This is a genomic window from Bradyrhizobium genosp. SA-3 (assembly GCF_004212635.1).
Lineage (GTDB): Bacteria > Pseudomonadota > Alphaproteobacteria > Rhizobiales > Xanthobacteraceae > Bradyrhizobium.
On sequence record NZ_PSRT01000071.1, the window covers coordinates 12,546 to 29,528 of the forward strand.

General features: G+C 64.5%; 17 protein-coding genes. 11 read left to right on the forward strand and 6 right to left on the reverse strand.

Features of this window, described 5'->3' with window-relative positions; translation table 11 throughout:
- Positions 1–9: 9 nt before the first annotated feature.
- A complete protein-coding gene (locus CWO91_RS24010; protein WP_130216855.1) occupies positions 10–600 on the reverse strand; it encodes a TIGR00645 family protein in 591 nt (196 codons plus the stop codon).
- A gap of 224 nt (positions 601–824) precedes the next feature.
- Between CWO91_RS24010 and CWO91_RS24015 the strand changes: the two genes are divergently transcribed.
- Positions 825–1,058, forward strand: a complete 234-nt coding sequence (locus CWO91_RS24015) for a hypothetical protein (RefSeq protein WP_245471347.1) — start codon at positions 825–827, stop codon at positions 1,056–1,058.
- 33 nt (positions 1,059–1,091) lie between these two features.
- Here CWO91_RS24015 and CWO91_RS45055 read toward each other — a convergent pair whose 3' ends face one another.
- Positions 1,092–1,220 carry a hypothetical protein gene (locus CWO91_RS45055; protein ID WP_256465491.1) on the reverse strand — a complete coding sequence of 43 codons (129 nt, stop codon included), beginning with the start codon at positions 1,218–1,220 and terminating at the stop codon, positions 1,092–1,094.
- An 805-nt stretch (positions 1,221–2,025) separates the two neighbouring features.
- Here CWO91_RS45055 and CWO91_RS24025 point away from each other — a divergent pair.
- Complete coding sequence (locus tag CWO91_RS24025) at positions 2,026–2,961, forward strand: septal ring lytic transglycosylase RlpA family protein (RefSeq protein ID WP_130216914.1); 936 nt, start codon at positions 2,026–2,028, stop codon at positions 2,959–2,961.
- Here CWO91_RS24025 and CWO91_RS24030 read toward each other — a convergent pair.
- The gene (locus tag CWO91_RS24030; RefSeq protein ID WP_130216859.1) at positions 2,955–3,911 is read right to left on the reverse strand and encodes an alpha/beta fold hydrolase; all 957 of its coding nucleotides are present in this window, start codon (positions 3,909–3,911) and stop codon (positions 2,955–2,957) included. The genes CWO91_RS24025 and CWO91_RS24030 overlap by 7 nt on opposite strands.
- Before the next feature lie 154 nt (positions 3,912–4,065).
- Between CWO91_RS24030 and CWO91_RS24035 the strand changes: the two genes are divergently transcribed.
- The 9 genes from CWO91_RS24035 (at position 4,066) to CWO91_RS24075 (ending at position 13,813) form a co-directional block, all read left to right on the forward strand.
- Positions 4,066–5,328, forward strand: a complete 1,263-nt coding sequence (locus CWO91_RS24035; protein ID WP_165405666.1) for a D-alanyl-D-alanine carboxypeptidase family protein — start codon at positions 4,066–4,068, stop codon at positions 5,326–5,328.
- 2 nt (positions 5,329–5,330) lie between these two features.
- A complete protein-coding gene (gene tmk, locus CWO91_RS24040) occupies positions 5,331–6,017 on the forward strand; it encodes a dTMP kinase (RefSeq protein ID WP_130216863.1) in 687 nt (228 codons plus the stop codon).
- On the forward strand, positions 6,014–7,060 hold the full coding sequence (locus tag CWO91_RS24045) for a DNA polymerase III subunit delta' (RefSeq protein ID WP_130216865.1): 1,047 nt from the start codon (positions 6,014–6,016) through the stop codon (positions 7,058–7,060). The genes tmk and CWO91_RS24045 overlap by 4 nt, the downstream gene beginning before the upstream one ends.
- A gap of 110 nt (positions 7,061–7,170) precedes the next feature.
- Complete coding sequence (gene metG, locus CWO91_RS24050) at positions 7,171–9,129, forward strand: methionine--tRNA ligase (protein ID WP_130216867.1); 1,959 nt, start codon at positions 7,171–7,173, stop codon at positions 9,127–9,129.
- A gap of 13 nt (positions 9,130–9,142) precedes the next feature.
- Positions 9,143–9,931: a TatD family hydrolase gene (locus tag CWO91_RS24055; protein ID WP_130216869.1), complete on the forward strand. Its 789-nt coding sequence runs from the start codon at positions 9,143–9,145 to the stop codon at positions 9,929–9,931.
- Positions 9,928–10,725, forward strand: coding sequence for an MBL fold metallo-hydrolase (locus CWO91_RS24060; RefSeq protein ID WP_130216871.1), 798 nt, complete (start codon positions 9,928–9,930; stop codon positions 10,723–10,725). The genes CWO91_RS24055 and CWO91_RS24060 overlap by 4 nt, the downstream gene beginning before the upstream one ends.
- A gap of 207 nt (positions 10,726–10,932) precedes the next feature.
- A complete protein-coding gene (locus CWO91_RS24065) occupies positions 10,933–11,481 on the forward strand; it encodes a TRAP transporter small permease (RefSeq protein WP_245471346.1) in 549 nt (182 codons plus the stop codon).
- A 2-nt stretch (positions 11,482–11,483) separates the two neighbouring features.
- A complete protein-coding gene (locus CWO91_RS24070) occupies positions 11,484–12,797 on the forward strand; it encodes a TRAP transporter large permease (protein WP_130216875.1) in 1,314 nt (437 codons plus the stop codon).
- A gap of 38 nt (positions 12,798–12,835) precedes the next feature.
- The gene (locus CWO91_RS24075; RefSeq protein WP_130216877.1) at positions 12,836–13,813 is read left to right on the forward strand and encodes a TRAP transporter substrate-binding protein; all 978 of its coding nucleotides are present in this window, start codon (positions 12,836–12,838) and stop codon (positions 13,811–13,813) included.
- Between the two features lie 72 nt (positions 13,814–13,885).
- Here the strand turns inward: CWO91_RS24075 and CWO91_RS43610 are convergent, their stop codons facing one another.
- The 3 genes from CWO91_RS43610 to CWO91_RS24090 all read right to left on the reverse strand — a co-directional run bounded on the left by CWO91_RS43610 (position 13,886) and on the right by CWO91_RS24090 (position 16,963).
- Complete coding sequence (locus CWO91_RS43610) at positions 13,886–14,179, reverse strand: autotransporter domain-containing protein (protein WP_245471348.1); 294 nt, start codon at positions 14,177–14,179, stop codon at positions 13,886–13,888.
- Complete coding sequence (locus CWO91_RS24085; RefSeq protein WP_130216882.1) at positions 14,137–15,075, reverse strand: autotransporter outer membrane beta-barrel domain-containing protein; 939 nt, start codon at positions 15,073–15,075, stop codon at positions 14,137–14,139. The genes CWO91_RS43610 and CWO91_RS24085 overlap by 43 nt, the downstream gene beginning before the upstream one ends.
- 238 nt (positions 15,076–15,313) lie before the next feature.
- Positions 15,314–16,963 (reverse strand): acyl-CoA synthetase, encoded by a 1,650-nt coding sequence (locus CWO91_RS24090; protein WP_165405667.1) that lies wholly within the window; start codon positions 16,961–16,963, stop codon positions 15,314–15,316.
- Positions 16,964–16,983: the final 20 nt, after the last annotated feature.

Genomic DNA, 16,983 nt, shown 5'->3' on the forward strand with positions numbered 1-16,983 from the left:
GGCCGCGCCTCATTCGGCGTGCTTTCGCGCGCCGGAATCACCGAGCTTGTCGACATAGGCGATGCCGAGCGCCGAGACAATGAAGGTGATGTGGATCAGCACCTGCCACATCACGCCGTTCTCGGTGTAGCTGGCACGGTTCGAGCCGAGATTGCCGGCCTCGATGAAGGTGCGCAGCAGCGCGATCGAGGAGATGCCGATGATGGCCATGGCGAGCTTGATCTTCAGCACGCTGGCATTGACGTGGCCGAGCCATTCCGGCTCGTCGGGATGACCCTGGAGGTCGAGCCGCGAGACGAAGGTCTCGTAGCCGCCGACGATGACCATCACGAGCAGGTTGGAGATCATCACGACGTCGATCAGCGCCAGCACGCTCATCATGATCTGCTGCTCGGTGAGGTCGAGTGCGTGCCAGGACAGATGCCAGAGCTCCTTGAGGAACAGCGCGATGTAGACGCACTGCGCGACGATCAGTCCGAGATAGAGCGGCAGCTGCAGCCAGCGCGAGCCGAAGATGATCATCGGCAGCAGGCCCAGGCGCGGCGAGGCCGGACGGGGTTCGGTGCGGAGTTCGGATTGGAATCCAGTCTCAACCGACATTCAGGCAGCATCCTCGCATCGAGATGATCTCGCTGCCATGTAACCCGGCAAGATGGCCGGCGGAAGACGGGGCGCGCTGGTCGCTTTCCAGGGATCGCGCCATTTTCGTGCTACCGTGCCGGTCGGCCGTCGCGCGGGCGGCCAGGATCGGGATCAAGATCGGGAGGCGGGGCGTGTTTCGCAGCGGAAAATGGGCGGGCCGCATCGCGCTCGCTGCGGCGATCATGGCCGGCTCCGGCGGCACAGACGTGTCGGCAACGCCACTGACCCCGTTCCGCTACGAGGCCCAGGCGCAGCGCCATTGTCCGCACGATCAGGTGGTCTGGCTCGATTTCAGGAAGGGGGTCTACTACACCAGGGGCCAGAAGCGATATCGCCAGGGCTTTGACGGCAGCTTCGTCTGTCTGAGCGAGGCCCGCGAAGGCCGCTATCGCCGCTCGCTGTTGGGCCTGCGCTGAGCGGCGCGTGACCGGGGCTCGACGGCGAGCCAGCTATTTCCGGCTCGGCAGCTTCACCGGCACGTGCGGGGAGGTGCTGATGACCCGGGGACTTCCGTCCGGATAGGTGCGATCGCCGCGGATCAGGGATTCAAGAACCAGGAAAAACTTCTCGGCAAGCATGTGAGTCACCCTCGTCGGTGATGGCCTCTTGAAATTAAGTCGAGGCGCCGAACGCGGAAATTCAATCAACTAAACGGGAGCGAGACAATCCGGGCAAACACCTGTCTGCGGCGCAGCATGGTCGTCGTCGGGAAAGCGCGACGATCTCGTCCGAGATCAGCCGAAGGCCAGTGCCACGAGGCCCGAGCAGAGCAGAACCAAGCCGCCTGCGGTCAATACCAGGAAGCCATCGGATACGAGGTCATGGTTGCGCATGGGACACCTGCCGCTCTCGTCCTCGATGCTCGATCGGATCGATTAAAATTGTCCGAACGTGCCGCCTTGAAAGAGGTGATGCTTGCCGTCCCGCGCGAGTGCCTTCAGGCCCTCGTGCGGTAACCTTCAAACGCATGGGCCAGGAAGATCCCCGCGCTTACCAGACCCATCAGTGCCGAAACCGTCTCGATCATCGTTAAATTCCAAATCCCGCCCTTGCATTCGAGAGAACGCGTGCGGCCTTGCACAGTCAAAAGAATTTCGGTGAGCGGCGTGACAATGGGGGTGGAGTGAGGATTTGGCGCAACAGAATGTCCAGCCTTGGCACAGAGCAGGGCGCCCGCGCTCCGTAGATCAACGGAGGCAAACGAACGTCCCGTTTACCATCCCGGCGTGATCGCTGCGGGCTCCCCATTTCCGCCGTGTTCGGGTTGCGTTATCGTTACTGCTTCCGATGCGGTGGTGGGCCGCCTCGGATTACAAGGTCCGGACAGCGCCCCCCGCGGCTAAAGCGATGGGTATGCGCCCGGCGAAATGGTATTTGGGGCGAATGGGGATCCGACGGTCAGATTCGGTTTTGCGGGCCGTGCGCGGTGTTGCGGCGGTTGCGACCTGCCTTGCGCTCGCCAATTGCGCCTCCTCGAACAAGTTCGCCAGTCGCGTCGATCCGAAATACGGGGTGTCCTCGAGCCCAAGGGTGGTGGCCTGGGGCGATCCGGTCCCGAAGGGCGGCGGCACCTACCGCGTCGGCAAGCCCTATGTCGTGGCGGGCCGGACCTACGTGCCGGAGGAGGATGTCAACTACCGCGCCGAGGGCATGGCGTCCTGGTATGGCGATGATTTCCACGGCCGCCTGACCGCCAATGGCGAAGTGTTCGACATGGCCTCGCTGACCGCGGCGCATCCGACCCTGCCGATGCCGTCCTACGCGCGGGTGACCAATATCTCGAACGGCAAGTCGCTGATCGTCCGCGTCAATGACCGGGGGCCCTATCACGGCAACCGGCTCATCGACGTCTCGAACAAGGCCGCCGAACTCCTTGAATTCAAAGGCAATGGCGTCGCCAAGGTCCGGGTCGAATATGTCGGCCGGGCGCCGCTCGAAGGCTCCGACGACCGCCAGCTGATGGCGACCTTGCGTACCGGCATTCCGGCGCCGACGCCCTCGATGGTCCGGGTCGCTTCGGCCAGGCCTTTCGTGCCGGAATTGCCCTCATCGAGCCGCGGTGCCATTCGCGGCGAGGTTCCGATGCCGGAGGGGCGGCCCTATAATCTCGGCAACAGCTCGGCCGACATGGCTTCGCTCAATGCCACCTCGGAAATGTCGGCCTCGAGCCGCGGCCGGGGGCGGGCGCTTCAGAACGCGCGTGCCGTGTCCTATGATGAGGACGGCCGCTACGCGACCGAGAGCGCTCGGTCCGCCGCCTACACCTCGGACGGCGCGGCCGAGGCCCGCAGCATCCTGAGCGGTCGCGGCCTCTACTGAGCCGCGCTTTCCTTCAAGAACGTCACCAGCGCCGCGTTCACCTCCTCGGGCCGCTCCTGCTGCACCCAATGGCCGGCGCCCTCGAGGATCAGCTTGCGCTTCAGCTTGGGCAGCACACGCTCGAGCTCGTTGACGCGCTTGGCCCCGATCAGACCGGTGATGACGGCGTCTTTGGAGCCGGCGATGAACAGCGAGGGCTGATGGATCTGCGCATCCTGCCAGGGGGCGGTCAGCTCCCAATTGCGGTCGATATTGCGGTACCAGTTCAGCCCGCCGCGGAAGCCGGACTTACGGAAGCACTCGGTGAAATAGGCGAGATCAGCCTCGTTCAGCCAGCCGGGCAGTGGCCCCTCGGCGCCCGCATGGCCGAGAAAGCCCTTGCCCTCTTGCACGAACATGGCTGCCGAGGGATCGGCGAGGCCGCGGCCACCGAGCACGATGCGCATGGTGTGGGCGACGTCGCGCTCGAGCTCGGCTTCCGCGACGCCGGGCGTCTGGAAATACTGCCAGTAGAAATTGGTGATGCCGCCCTGGCGCAACAAATCGAGCGGCTTGCCGCGGCCTCGGAACGGCGGCGGCACGCTCAAGCCGGCGACAGCCGTGAAGATATCGGGGCGGAACAGCGCCGCGTGCCAGGCCACCGGCGCGCCCCAGTCGTGGCCGACCACCATCGCCTTGCTCTCGCCCAGCGCCTGCACGAGGCCGACGACATCGCCGACCGTGTCGAAGATGGAGTAGGCGGCAACATCAGGCGGCGCCGCGCTCTGGCCGTAGCCGCGCATGTCGGGGGCGACGACGTGAAACCCGACCTCTGCCAGTGCCGGGATCTGGTAGCGCCAGGAATAGGACAGTTCCGGCCAGCCATGGCACAGCACCACCAGCGGCCCCTGGCCGGCTTCGCGGATGAAGAGCTCGACCCCGTTGGCCTTGATCATCCGGGTTGAGGACATTCGCTTTTCCGCCTTGTTTCAGGGGTTTGGTCGGGAAATATAAGATGCCACGATAGGGGCGCGAGGAGAATCGTGCAATCTCAGGGACAAGCGTCCAGCTCCGTGTTGTTCGCATCTGTTCCAACTGCTAGAACGCCGCTCTCAGGGCTTGGCCATGGCATTTCGTCCTTCTTTGCTTCGTCGCTCCCGGTTCACCGCCGGTGCGCTGGCGCGCGGGCTGATCGCGGTGGTTCTGGTCGCGGCCATCGGCTGGGGCGGGGCGCTCTACGCCGCCAACCAGAGCGTGCAGGGCGCCAAGAAGGCGGAAGACACGGGCTTCGACGGCGACGCCCCGACTGCGATCCTGATGGAGGCCTCCTCAGGCAGCGTGCTGTTCGAGAAGAACGCCGACGAGCTGCGCGCGCCCTCCAGCATGATGAAGCTGATGACCGCGGAGGTCGTCTTCAACGCCATCAAGAAGGGCGACATCAAGCTGACCGACGAGTACCGGATCAGCGAGAATGCCTGGCGCAGGGGCGGCGCGCCCTCGGGCGGCTCGACCATGTTCGCCGCCATCAACAGCAAGGTCTCGGTCGACGATCTCCTGCATGGGGCGATCATCCAGAGCGGCAACGACGCCTGCATCGCGCTCGCCGAAGCCATGGCGGGCAACGAGCGGATTTTCGCGGCCGACTTCATGACCAAGCGCGCCCGCGAGCTCGGCCTCACCCGATCGACCTTCGCCAACTCCAACGGCTTGCCCGATCCCGGCAACAAGATGACGGTGCGCGAGCTCGGCATCCTCGCCCGCCACATCATCCTGGACTTCCCCGAGTTCTACAAACTGTTCGGCGAGAAGGAGTTTACCTGGAACAAGATCCGCCAGCCCAACCGCAATCCGCTGCTCAATTCGATGGAAGGCGCTGACGGCCTCAAGACCGGCTACACCAAGGAAGGCGGCTACGGCATGGTGGGCTCGGCCGTGCAAAACGGCACGCGCCTGATCGTCGTGGTCAACGGGCTCGACGATCCCGAAGACCGCGCCACGGAAGCCAAGAAGATGCTGGAATGGGGCTTCCGCAATTTCGAGACCCGCGTACTGATCGCAGCCGAGCAACCCGTCGGCTACGCCAAGGTGTTCGGCGGCGAGAGCCGCTCGGTGAAGCTCATGGCCAAGTCACCCGTGAAGGTGATGGTGCACAAGAACGGCAGCGACAAGCTGATCGCCCGCATCGTCTATAGCGGCCCGGTGCGCGCGCCGGTCGAAGCCGGCCAGCGGGTCGGCGTGGTCAAGGTCTGGCGCAGCGGCGCCATCGCGGTGGAGACACCGGTCTATGCCGCGGAAGCGATCGGCACCGGCTCGACCATGCGCCGCGCGATCGACGGCGCCAGCGAGCTCGTGATCGGCATGTTCCGCGCGGGCGCCGAGAAGCTCTGACCATGAGTGAAAGCGCGGTACGGTGGCCGTCTGGACGCGGACGCTTCATCACCTTTGAAGGTGGCGAAGGGGCGGGCAAGTCGACCCAGATCAAGAAGCTCGCCGACCGTCTCAAGGCGGCAAGGATGCGCATCCTCGTCACGCGCGAGCCGGGCGGCTCGCCGGGCGCCGAGATCATGCGTCATCTGGTGCTGTCAGGCATGGGCAAGCTGCTTGGACCCGAAGCCGAGACGCTGCTGTTCGCCGCCGCCCGCGACGATCACGTCCGCACCGTAATCCAGCCCGCGCTCAGCCAAGGCGTCTGGGTGCTGTGCGACCGCTTTGCCGACTCGACGCGAGCCTATCAGGGCAGCCTCGGCCGCGTGCCGGATGGCCTGATCAACGCGATGCAGCGGGTCACGATCGGCGATCTCAAGCCGGATCTCACCATCATCCTCGACCTGCCGGTCGAGATCGGCCTGCAGCGTGCCGCCGCGCGCCGCGGCAGCGCTACGCCGGACAGGTTCGAGGGCGAGGATCTCAAGTTCCACCAGGGACTGCGCGACGCCTATCTCAAGATCGCCGCGGAAGATCCCGCGCGTTGCGCGCTGATCGACGCCAATTCCGATCCCGATACGGTTGCCGGGCGTGTCTGGACGGCGCTGCGCGAACGTCTCCTTCCCACGCCCTCTTCGGTGATTTCCGCATGAGCCCGCGTCAGACCGAGCGCGAAACCGCCATTGCGCATCCGCGCGAGACGTCGAGGCTGTTCGGCCATCGCGACGCCGAGACGGCGCTGCTGACCGCCTACCGCAGCGGGCGCATCCCGCATGCCTGGCTGATCGGCGGGCCGCAAGGGATCGGCAAGGCAACGCTGGCCTACCGCATGGCGCGCTTCGTGCTCGCCCATGGCCAGCCGCTGGCGCCGGCCGTCCAGCACGCCCAAGACCTTGCGATCGATCCCGATGACGCCGTGGCGCGGCAGGTTGCGGCGAGCTCGCATGGCGGCCTGTTGACGCTGGAGCGCACCGCGAACGACCGCGGCGTGATGCGCACCGTGATCACCGTGGACGAGACGCGCGAGACGATCGGCTTCTTCGGCTCGACGGCCGCCGCCGAAGGCTGGCGCGTCTGCATCGTCGATACCGTCGACGAGCTCAATCCAAATGCGGCCAACGCGCTGCTGAAAATCCTCGAAGAGCCGCCGCAGCAATCGCTGTTCCTGCTGGTGAGCCACGCGCCCGCACGCGTGCTCGCCACGATCCAGTCGCGCTGCCGCAAGCTGCGCCTGCGCCCGCTCGTCACGGACGACGTGATCGGTGCTGCGGCTTCGGCGGCCGACCTCGACCCGAACGATCCCGCCCTGCGCGAAGCGGCGGAGGCCTCCGAGGGCAGTGTCGCGCGGGCGCTGACGCTGCTCGGCGGTGATGCGCTCAAGCTCCAGCAGCGCACAGCGGCACTGCTCGCGCGTCTGCCGCAGGTCGATCCGCGCGAACTGCACACGCTCGGCGACTCGCTCGGCACCAGCGACCGCGTCGCGCTTGCCGCCTTCATCGACGGCATCGACCGCTGGATCGCCGAGCGCCTGCATGCGGATGAAGCCAATGCCAACCAGAACCTGCCGCGCCTTGCGCGTCTAGCTGAGGTATGGGAAAAGGTCGTCCGCGCCGCGCGCGACACCGAAACCTACAATCTGGAGCGCAAGCCCTTGGTTTTCTCGGTGTTCGGCTGGCTGGCGGACGCAACGCGCTAGAGCATGATCCGGAAAAGTGCGGAGCGGTTTTCCGAAAAGATCATGCGTAAAACAACAACCTGACGCAGGTTCGTTTCCAAATTTTTGAGAAGCCGGTAAAGGAATTTGTCGTGGCAACGCGAGCTAAGAAAACCGCCAAGGGCAAGAGCAGCAAGAAGGCTGCAAAGGTGCTTGCGCGCAAAGCTGCCAAAAAGACCAAGAAGGCCGCCGCCAAAAAGAGCGTGAAGAAGAGCGCTGCGAAGACGGCAAAACGGGCTGGCAAGAAGGCTACCAAGAAGCAGGTCGTCGCCAAGAAGGCGGTGAAGAAAGCGGCCAAAAAGCCAGCCAAGGCTCCAATGAAGAAGGTGGCCAAGAAGGCGAAGGTGACTGCGCCTGCCGCGATCGCAGCGCCGGCTCCTGTCGTCGCGCCGCCGAAGGCTGCGAAGCCCAAGGTATCGACGCCCAAGGTATCGAAGAAGGCGCCGCGTGCGCCGAAGCCCGCCGCAGTCGCAGCTCCGCAGGTCGCTGCTCCTGTCGCCGCCCCCGCGCGCGACAACGTCTTCTACATCACGACGGCGATCGCTTATCCCAATGGCAGCCCGCATATCGGCCACGCCTATGAAGCGATCGCGACCGACGTCTTGGCGCGCTTCGCGCGGCTCGACGGCAAGGACGTGTTCTTCCTGACTGGCACCGACGAGCACGGTCAAAAAATGGTTCAGACGGCGGCCGGCGAAAACATGTCCGTCTCCGCGCTCGCGACCCGCAATGCCGGCCGCTTCAAGGAGATGGACGAGCGTCTGAACGTGTCGTTCGACCGCTTCATCCGCACCACCGAAGAGCAGCATCATCGCTCCAGCCAGGAGATCTGGCGACGCATGGAAGCGAACGGCGACGTCTATGCCGACATCTATTCGGGCTGGTATTCCGTTCGTGACGAGGCGTATTACGCCGAGGACGAGACGCGCCTCAACGATGACGGCGTGCGGCTCGGACCGCAGGGTACGCCGGTCGAGTGGGTCGAGGAGAAGAGCTATTTCTTCCGCCTGTCGGCGTACCAGGACAGGTTGCTCAAGCTTTACGCGGATCATCCCGATTTCATCGGACCGGACTCCCGCAAGAACGAGGTGGTGAGCTTCGTCAGAGGGGGGCTGCGCGATCTCTCGATCTCGCGCACCACCTTCGATTGGGGCGTGAAGGTGCCCGGTGACGAAGAGCACGTCATGTATGTCTGGGTCGACGCGCTGACCAACTACATCACCGGCGTCGGGTTCCCCGACGAGAGCGACAACAGCTGGCGCTATTGGCCGGCCGACGTGCACATCATCGGCAAGGATATCATCCGTTTCCATGCGGTGTATTGGCCGGCGTTCCTGATGTCGGCCGGCATTCCGCTGCCGAAGCGGGTCTATGCCCACGGCTTCCTGTTCAACAGGGGCGAGAAGATGTCGAAGTCGGTCGGCAACGTCGTCGATCCCTTCAACCTCGCCGACCAGTATGGCGTCGACCAGATGCGCTATTTCTTCCTGCGCGAAGTGCCGTTCGGCCAGGACGGCAACTACAACCACGAGGCCATTGTCGCGCGCATCAACGCCGATCTCGCCAACGATCTCGGCAACCTTGCGCAACGCTCGCTGTCGATGATCGCCAAGCAGCTCGGCGGCGTGCTGCCGGAGCCCGGCGAGTTCAGCGACAACGACAAGGCGATCTTGGCGATGGCCGACGGCATGATCGTCACGTCACGCGAAGCAATGGCGACGCAGCAGATCCATCACTGGCTCAGCGCCGTGTGGGCCGTGGTTGCGGAGGCCAACCGCTATTTCGCGGGCGAGGCGCCCTGGGCGCTCGCCAAGACCGATCCTGTCAGGCAGAAGACGGTGCTCTATGTCACCGCCGAAGTCGTGCGCCAGATCGCGATCCTGGCCCAGCCGGCGATGCCGACCGCCTCGGGATTGCTGCTCGAGAGCCTCGGCATCCCCGAGGCCGAGCGTAATTTCGCGGCGCTCGGTGGCACCTCGCGCATCGCTCCGGGCTCGACGCTGCCGGCGCCGAAACCGGCGTTCCCGCGCTACATCGAGCCGGCGGCCTGAAGGCGGTCGCGCGATGTTGGTCGACAGTCACTGCCACCTGGATTTTCCGGACTTCGCGGAAGATCTCGACGGGATCGTGTCGCGTGCGCGTGCAGCCGGCGTCAAGCGCATGGTCACGATCTCGACGCGGGTGCGGAAGCTGAACGATCTCGTCAGGATCGCGGAGCGCTATGACGATGTCTATTGCTCGGTAGGCACTCATCCGCACAACGCGGATGAGGAGGATGGCATCGCGCCGGACGAGCTGATTGCGCTGACGCAGCATCCCAAAGTCGTCGCGCTCGGCGAAGCCGGGCTCGATTATTTCTACGACAACGGCTCACCGGAGGCGCAGGCGAGGGGCTTTCGCGCCCACATCGCCGCCGCCCGCGCCACCGGCCTGCCGCTGGTGATCCACACCCGCGAGGCGGACGAGGATTGTGCCCGCATCCTGGAGGATGAGGCCGGACGCGGATCGTTTCGCGCGGTGCTGCATTGCTACACCGGCGGGCGTGAGCTGGCGCTGAAGGCGGTTTCGCTCGGGCTGTATGTCGGCTTCACGGGAATTTTGACGTTCAAGAAGTCGGAGTCCCTGCGCGCGCTTGCGGCCGAACTGCCGTCGGACCGTATTCTGGTTGAAACAGACTCGCCCTATCTTGCGCCTGGTAAATTCCGCGGCAAACGCAACGAGCCGGCCTATGTGGTCGAGGTCGCAAAGGTGCTCGCTGAGGCGCGCGGCGTGTCGCTCGACGAGATCTCGCGCCAGACCACCGAAAATTTCTTCCGTCTGTTCTCAAAGGTGAAGGCTTCAGGAGACGCATGACGCTGACGCTGACGATCCTGGGCTGCGGCTCCTCCGCCGGCGTGCCGCGCCCGGCGCTCGGCTGGGGCGCCTGCGATCCCAACAATCCCAAAAACCGTCGTCGCCGCTGCTCCCTGCTGGTCGAGCGAAAATCCGAGCACGGCACCACATGCATCGTGATCGACACCTCGCCGGACCTGCGCGAGCAGTTGCTTTCGACCAATGTCGACCACATCGACGCGGTGTTCTTGACCCACGAGCACGCCGATCAGACCCATGGCATGGACGACTTGCGCTCGGTCGTCATGCATATGCGACGCCGCATCCCGACCTACTTCAACCTGTCGACCGCCAAGGACATCATGGCGCGGTTCTCCTACTGCTTTATTTCGCCGGAGGGCAGCGACTATCCGCCGATCCTGACGCGGCATTCGATCGAGGCGGGGGAAAGCCAGACCATCCTGGGGAAGGGCGGCGCAGTGACGATGACCGCCTTCTTGGTGCAGCACGGCAACATTCCCGCGCTCGGCTACCGCATCGGGGATGCTGCCTACACACCCGACCTCAACGACATCCCGCGCGAGAGCTGGGGCGCACTGGAAAATCTGGACCTCTGGATCGTCGACGGCCTGCGCTACACCGGTCATGTCAGCCATTTCAGCATCAACGATGCGCTGTCGTGGATCGAACGTTTCAAGCCGAAGCGTGCGGTCATCACCAACATGACCGCCGACGTCGACTACGAGGTCATCAGGCAGTCGCTGCCCGCGGGCGTGGTGCCGGCCTATGACGGGCTGCGACTGGAGACGCACTAAACCCGCGGTGGAAATTCTCCTGCCTGGCGGCATACTCCTTGCTTGCGCCGGCCCCATCATGTTGATCTAACGTCTGAAAGACAGGCGTTTGACAGGGCGATATTCAAGCAGGACCGGCCGCTGATGTGCAATCGCCGGGTCGGTTGAATCGCCTCGTTAGGATGGGGATTGCGTTTGGCAGGCGACGATGTAGCGGCTCGGGGATTGGTGCGACGCGCTCTGGATCTCCTTTATCTCGGCGCGGGCTACGCCGCGGGTGTCTTCCTGGTTACGATCTTTGCAATCATGATGGTCATGTCGGTCGGGCGTCAGTTTGCGATCAACATTCCCGCAGGCGACGATTTCGCGTCCTGGTGCATGGCTGCAATGGCTTTCCTCGGCCTCGCGCACACCTTCAAGCGCGGAGAGATGATCCGCGTCGGCCTGCTGCTGGAGCATCTGCACGGGCGGACCAAGCAGGTCGCGGAGATCGTCGCGCTGGGCATTGCCACCGCGTTCATCCTCTATTTCACCCGGCATGCCGTGCAGATGACCTACGATTCCTGGCGCTTCAACGACGTGGCGCAGGGCGTCGTCGCGCTTCCGCTCTGGATTCCGCAGCTCGGCTTTGCCGGCGGCCTTGCGATCCTGTCGATCGCGCTGATCGACGAAATGGTCAATGTCGTCGGCGGCAACCGGCCGAGCTACGAGAAGGGCTCGCCGGACGAGACACCGGACGAATTCATCGAGCGCATCTCGCAGGGCGGCGGAGGTTGACCATGGCCAATCTCGGCATGATCGAGCTGTCGTTCATCCTGCTCGGCGTCATGATCCTGCTGCTAGGCAGCGGCGTCTGGATCGCGGTCTCGCTCGGGCTGGTCGGCTTCGTGGCGATGGCGCTGACCACGAGCCTGCCACTCGGCTCGGTGCTTGCGACCACCACCTGGAGCGCAAGCTCGTCCTGGACGCTGGCCGCGCTGCCGTTGTTCATCTGGATGGGAGAGATTCTTTTCCGTACCAAATTGTCGGAGGAAATGTTCCGCGGTCTATCGCCCTGGGTGCAGTGGCTGCCGGGGCGGTTGACACATGTGAATGTGATCGGCTGCGGCATCTTTGCGGCGGTGTCGGGCTCTTCGGCCGCGACCTGTGCGACGATCGGCAAGATCGCACTGCCGGAACTCGACAAGCGTGGCTACGACAAGAGCCTGAGCCTTGGATCACTCGCGGGCTCCGGCACGCTCGGTCTCTTGATTCCGCCCTCGATCCCGATGGTGGTCTATGCGGTCACGGCGAACGTCTCCGTGCTTCAAGTGTTTCTCGGCGGCTTCCTGCCGGGCGTGCTCGTGATTGTGCTCTATTCCGGTTACATCATCATCTGGTCGCTGCTCAACCCGAAGAAGATTCCGCCGCGCGATCCGCCGATGCCATTCCGGCAGAAGCTCCGCGAGTCGGGCAAGCTGGCGCCCTGCCTGCTACTGATCCTAGCGGTCTTCCTTTCGCTCGTTCTCGGCTTTGCGACAGCGACGGAATGCGCCGCATGGGGTGTCTCGGGTGCGCTGCTGCTGGCGTGGTGGAGCGGCACGCTCACGCGCAAGAACTTCCTCGAGAGCATCATGAGCGCGACGCGCCTGACCTGCATGATCATGTTGATCCTCGCGGGCGCGGCCTACACCACCGCTGCGATGGCCTATACGGGCATTCCGGCGGCGCTCGCCACCTGGGTCCAGGGGCAGCAGCTCACACCAAGCATGCTCGCCCTCTATCTCAGCATCATGTACATCATCCTGGGATGCCTGATCGACGGCATCTCGATGATCGTCCTGACCGCCGTGATCGTGCTGCCCATGGTCAAGCAGGCCGGCCTCGATCTGGTCTGGTTCGGCGTCTATCTCATCATTCACGTCGAGATGGCGCAGATCACGCCGCCGGTCGGTTTCAACCTGTTCGTGCTCCAGAACATGAGCGGCCGCGATACGTTCACCGTCGCGCGGGCGGCATTCCCATTCTTCATTCTGCTGCTGGCTGCCGTGTTCATCATCACGGAGTATCCGCAGATCGTGATGTTCCTGCCGAAGCTTGCTTTCCCAGACTGAGCGTACCTTTTTTCAGATTGACTGTGAGGAGAAGCCCGATGATCTCTCGTTTAGCCCGCGCATTCTTGATCGCTGGCGTCGCGATCACTGCGACCCCTGCTTTGGCCCAGACCAAATGGAACCTGCCGGCAGCGTATCCTGCCGACAATCCGCATTCCGAAAATCTGGTCGCCTTCGCCAAAGACGTCGAGGCCGCTACGTCCGGCAAGCTCCAGATCACGGTTCATCCGGGCGCCTCGCTGTTCAAGGCGCCCGACATCAAGCGCGCGGTGATAACCGGGCAGGCGCAGATGGGCGAGGTGCTGCTGTCGATCCACGAGAACGAGGACCCGCTCTTCGGCATCGACGTCGTGCCGTTCCTCGCGACCAGCTTCCCCGACGCGATGAAGCTGTATCAGGCCTCCAAGCCCGCGATCGTCAAGAAGCTCGATGCGCAGGGTCTGAAGCTGCTGTTCGCCGTACCGTGGGCGCCGCAGGGCGTCTACGTCAACAAGCCACTCGCGACGATCGAAGACATGAAAGGTTTGAAGTGGCGCGCCTACAACGTCGGGACCGCGCGCATCGGCGAGCTGGTCGGCGCGCAATCGGTCACGATCCAGGCTGCCGAACTGCCGCAGGCGCTTGCGACGGGCGTCGTCAATTCCTTCATGTCGTCGGGCGGCACGGGCTATGATTCCAAGGCTTGGGAGTCCCTGAAGTACTTCTACGACGTGCAGGCCTGGATTCCGAAGGACTATACCTTCGTCAACAAGGCCGCGTTCGAGGGACTCGACAAGCCAACCCAGGAAGCCATCCTCAAGGCAGCCGCGACGGCGGAAACCCGCGGCTGGAAGGCCTGGCAAGACAAGAGCACCTGGTACATCGAGCAGCTCAAGGCCAAGGGCATGACGGTGGAGCCGCCGAGCCCCGCGCTCAAGGCCGGCTTCCAGAAGATCGGCGCGCAGCTCACCGCCGACTGGCTCAAGAAGGCCGGGCCCGACGGCCAGGCGCTGATCGACGCCTACAAGAAGATGTGAGACCGGCGATGCCTTCCGCTCACCGCTTGCGGGCGCGTGGGCGGAAGTCCTCTCCTCGATCTCGCGGCAGCCTCACCATGCGTAACGCAGCATGGCTTTGCCGGTATAGGACCGCACGAGGCTCGACACTTCGCTGTCGAAGTTCGCCGTGGCGGACCAGCCGTTGAGGTCGCGCAGCTCGATCGCAACGCCAGTGAGCGCTGCGTTCGGCGGCAAAGCCGTACCGCCGACGATGAAGCCTTGGCCGGGCAGGGACTGGAACGCAGCTGGGATCGATTGTCCCGCGCTGAAATCATGCGCCCAGGCGAGTCGACCGCGCAGGTTCAGCACGCTTCCCAACAAGGCAAAGGACGTGCTCGCGCGCAGGCCGAGCTCGGTGCGGCTGTCCGTGAAGCCGTCGCCGCCGGACGCGCTCGGCGACGCATTGGCCGATAGTCGCTGGTGATGGACTGCCAGCCATAGGCGAGTGCGGTCGCGACATAAGCCGAACCGGTGGTGTGTCTGACGAAGGCGCCGGCCTGGAACAGATCGGAGCGGCCGCTGGAAAAATTGTTGGCAAAGCCGGTGCCGCCGCCGGCGAGTGCAAAGCCCATCCGTGTCTGCGGCGAGAGAGAGTAGTCGGCACCGGCTACGGTGCCGAAACTGCGGCTGGCCGAGCCGCTGCCGCCGGTCGAGACCTGCGAGCCACCGAAGCTGGCAGCCCAGACGCTCCATTGCGGGGTGGCGAGCGACGGCTTGCCGTAGATCGCCCCATAGGCCTCGCGTCCGATGCCGCCATGCGTCAGGTCGTTTCCGATCTCGGCGTAGGCCGCAAGCTCTGCATTGAACTCAGCCGGGCCGATACCGCGGCCTTCGACGGCAGGATTGAGCAGGGTCTGTGTGAACTGCGTCATCGCAAGGAATGTGGCCTGTGCCGTCTCGGGCTGCGCGGCGCGATCGGCGCCGCCGCCGAAGACCCGCCGCATGCCGAACCGTGCCGGATCGGCCAGGCCCGGCGGTTCGGCGTTCCATCCATAGGCTGGCGGCATGCCGCCGGCATTGCCAAATCCGGCCCCCGAGAAACCCGGCGGCTGCGAGCCGCCAAAGGCAACGCCCGCGGGACTATTGAAGCCACCCGGAGCATTAGGCCCGCCAGGCCCAGATCCCTGCGCGCCCGCGAAGGCGCCGAACTCGCGCATGGCCTGCGCGGCGGCCGCGTTGGGCAGCAACAGTCCAGCCGTCAATAGCAGCAGCGCCAGACGCGCAGGCGCATCCGCACTCACGACACCAACCGCATGAAGCGCCCCAACCGCACCGGTCGCCGGCCGCGCAGCCCGCGCGGCGAATCATCTGGAAGCGGCGAATCCGACGACGCGGAATCGTAAATGCGTCTCTAACGTTTTCCAATCTTTTCCTGTCGTGTCTCGATGTCGTCGAGGCTGCGCGCTCGGTTTCCGACAACGCACAATCGCCGCGCAGACGCAGCTTATGTTTCTAGATATTTCTGAAGCCTCGATCGGCTCAGGCCGAGATCGCCTTTGCTGATCCCACCTCGTTGCGCAGCAGGAATTTCTGGATCTTCCCGGTCGAAGTCTTCGGGATCGGCCCGAACACGACCGCCTTGGGCGTCTTGAAGCCGCTCATCTGCGATCGGCAGAACGCGATGATCTCGGCTTCGCTCGCGCTGGCGCCGTCCTTCAGCTCGACGAAGGCGCAGGGCACCTCGCCCCATTTCGGATCGGGCTTGGCGACCACGGCGGCGAACAGCACGGCCGGGTGCTTGTAGAGGATGTCCTCGACCTCGACGGAGGAGATGTTCTCGCCGCCGGAAATGATGATGTCCTTGGAGCGGTCCTTGATGATGACGTAGCCGTGCTCGTCGAGCACGCCGAGGTCACCGGTGTGAAACCAGCCGCCCTCGAAGGCTTCCTTGGTCGCCTTCTCGTTTCTGAGATAGCCCTTCATCACGATGTTGCCGCGGAACATGACCTCGCCGATGGTCTCGCCGTCGCGCGGCACCTCCTGCATCGTCTGCGGATTGATGACGGTGACGCCTTCCTCGAGCGGGTAGGGCACGCCCTGCCGGCGCTTCATGCGCGCGCGTTCGGCGGGCGGAAGCTCGTCCCAGCCGGGTTGCTCGGCGCAGACGGAGGCGGGACCGTAGACTTCGGTCAGCCCGTAGACATGCGTCAGTTTGATGCCGATGCTTTCTGCGCCTTCGAGCACGGCGACCGGCGGCGCGGCGCCTGCGATCAGACCGACGACGCGGCGGGCAGCGCTGCCTTTGGGGGCATCGGGCGCGTTGATCAGCGTGTTGTAGACGATCGGAGCGCCGCACATGTGGGTGACGCCGTGCTGCCTGATCAGCTCGAAGATTTTGGTCGGCTCGACCTTGCGCAGGCACACGTTGGTGCCGGCGGCCGCCGCAACGGTCCAGGGGAAGCACCAGCCGTTGCAGTGGAACATCGGCAGCGTCCAGAGATAGACCGGATGCTGACCGAGATTGCCGGCGAGGATGTTGCTGACGGCATTGAGATAGGCGCCGCGATGATGGGTGACGACGCCCTTGGGATTTCCCGTGGTGCCCGAGGTGTAGCTCAGCGCGATCGCGTCCCATTCGTCCGCAGGCAGGACCGCGGTGAAGCTCGGGTCTCCTAGCGCGAGCGCCGCCTCATATTCGATCTCGCCGATGCGCTTGCCGCCCTTGAAGGCGGCATCGTCGACGTCGACCACGAACGGCTTTGGCCCGGTCATCTGTGCGAGTGCGTCGGTGATGACGCCGGAGAATTCCGGATCGACCAGGATGATCTTGGCCCCGCCATGGTCGAGCTGGAACGCGATCGAGGGCGCATCGAGACGAATGTTGAGTGCGTTGAGCACGGCGCCCGTCATGGGGACGGCGAAATGCGCCTCGTTCATCGCCGGAATGTTCGGCAGCATCGCCGCCACGGTGTCACCGACGCCGATACCCTTGCCCGCCAGATAAGAGGCAAAGCGGCGGCAGCGCTCGTGAGTCTGCGCCCAGGTGAAGCTGCGGCCCTCATAGACCGTGCTGACGTGATCGGGATACACCGCAGCGCTGCGCGCGAGGAAGCTCAGCGGGCTCAGGGGCACATAGTTGGCGGGGGTCTTGTCGAGGCCGATATTGTACTGGTTCTGCCGCTCACTCATCGACACCTCCTGAAAACGCC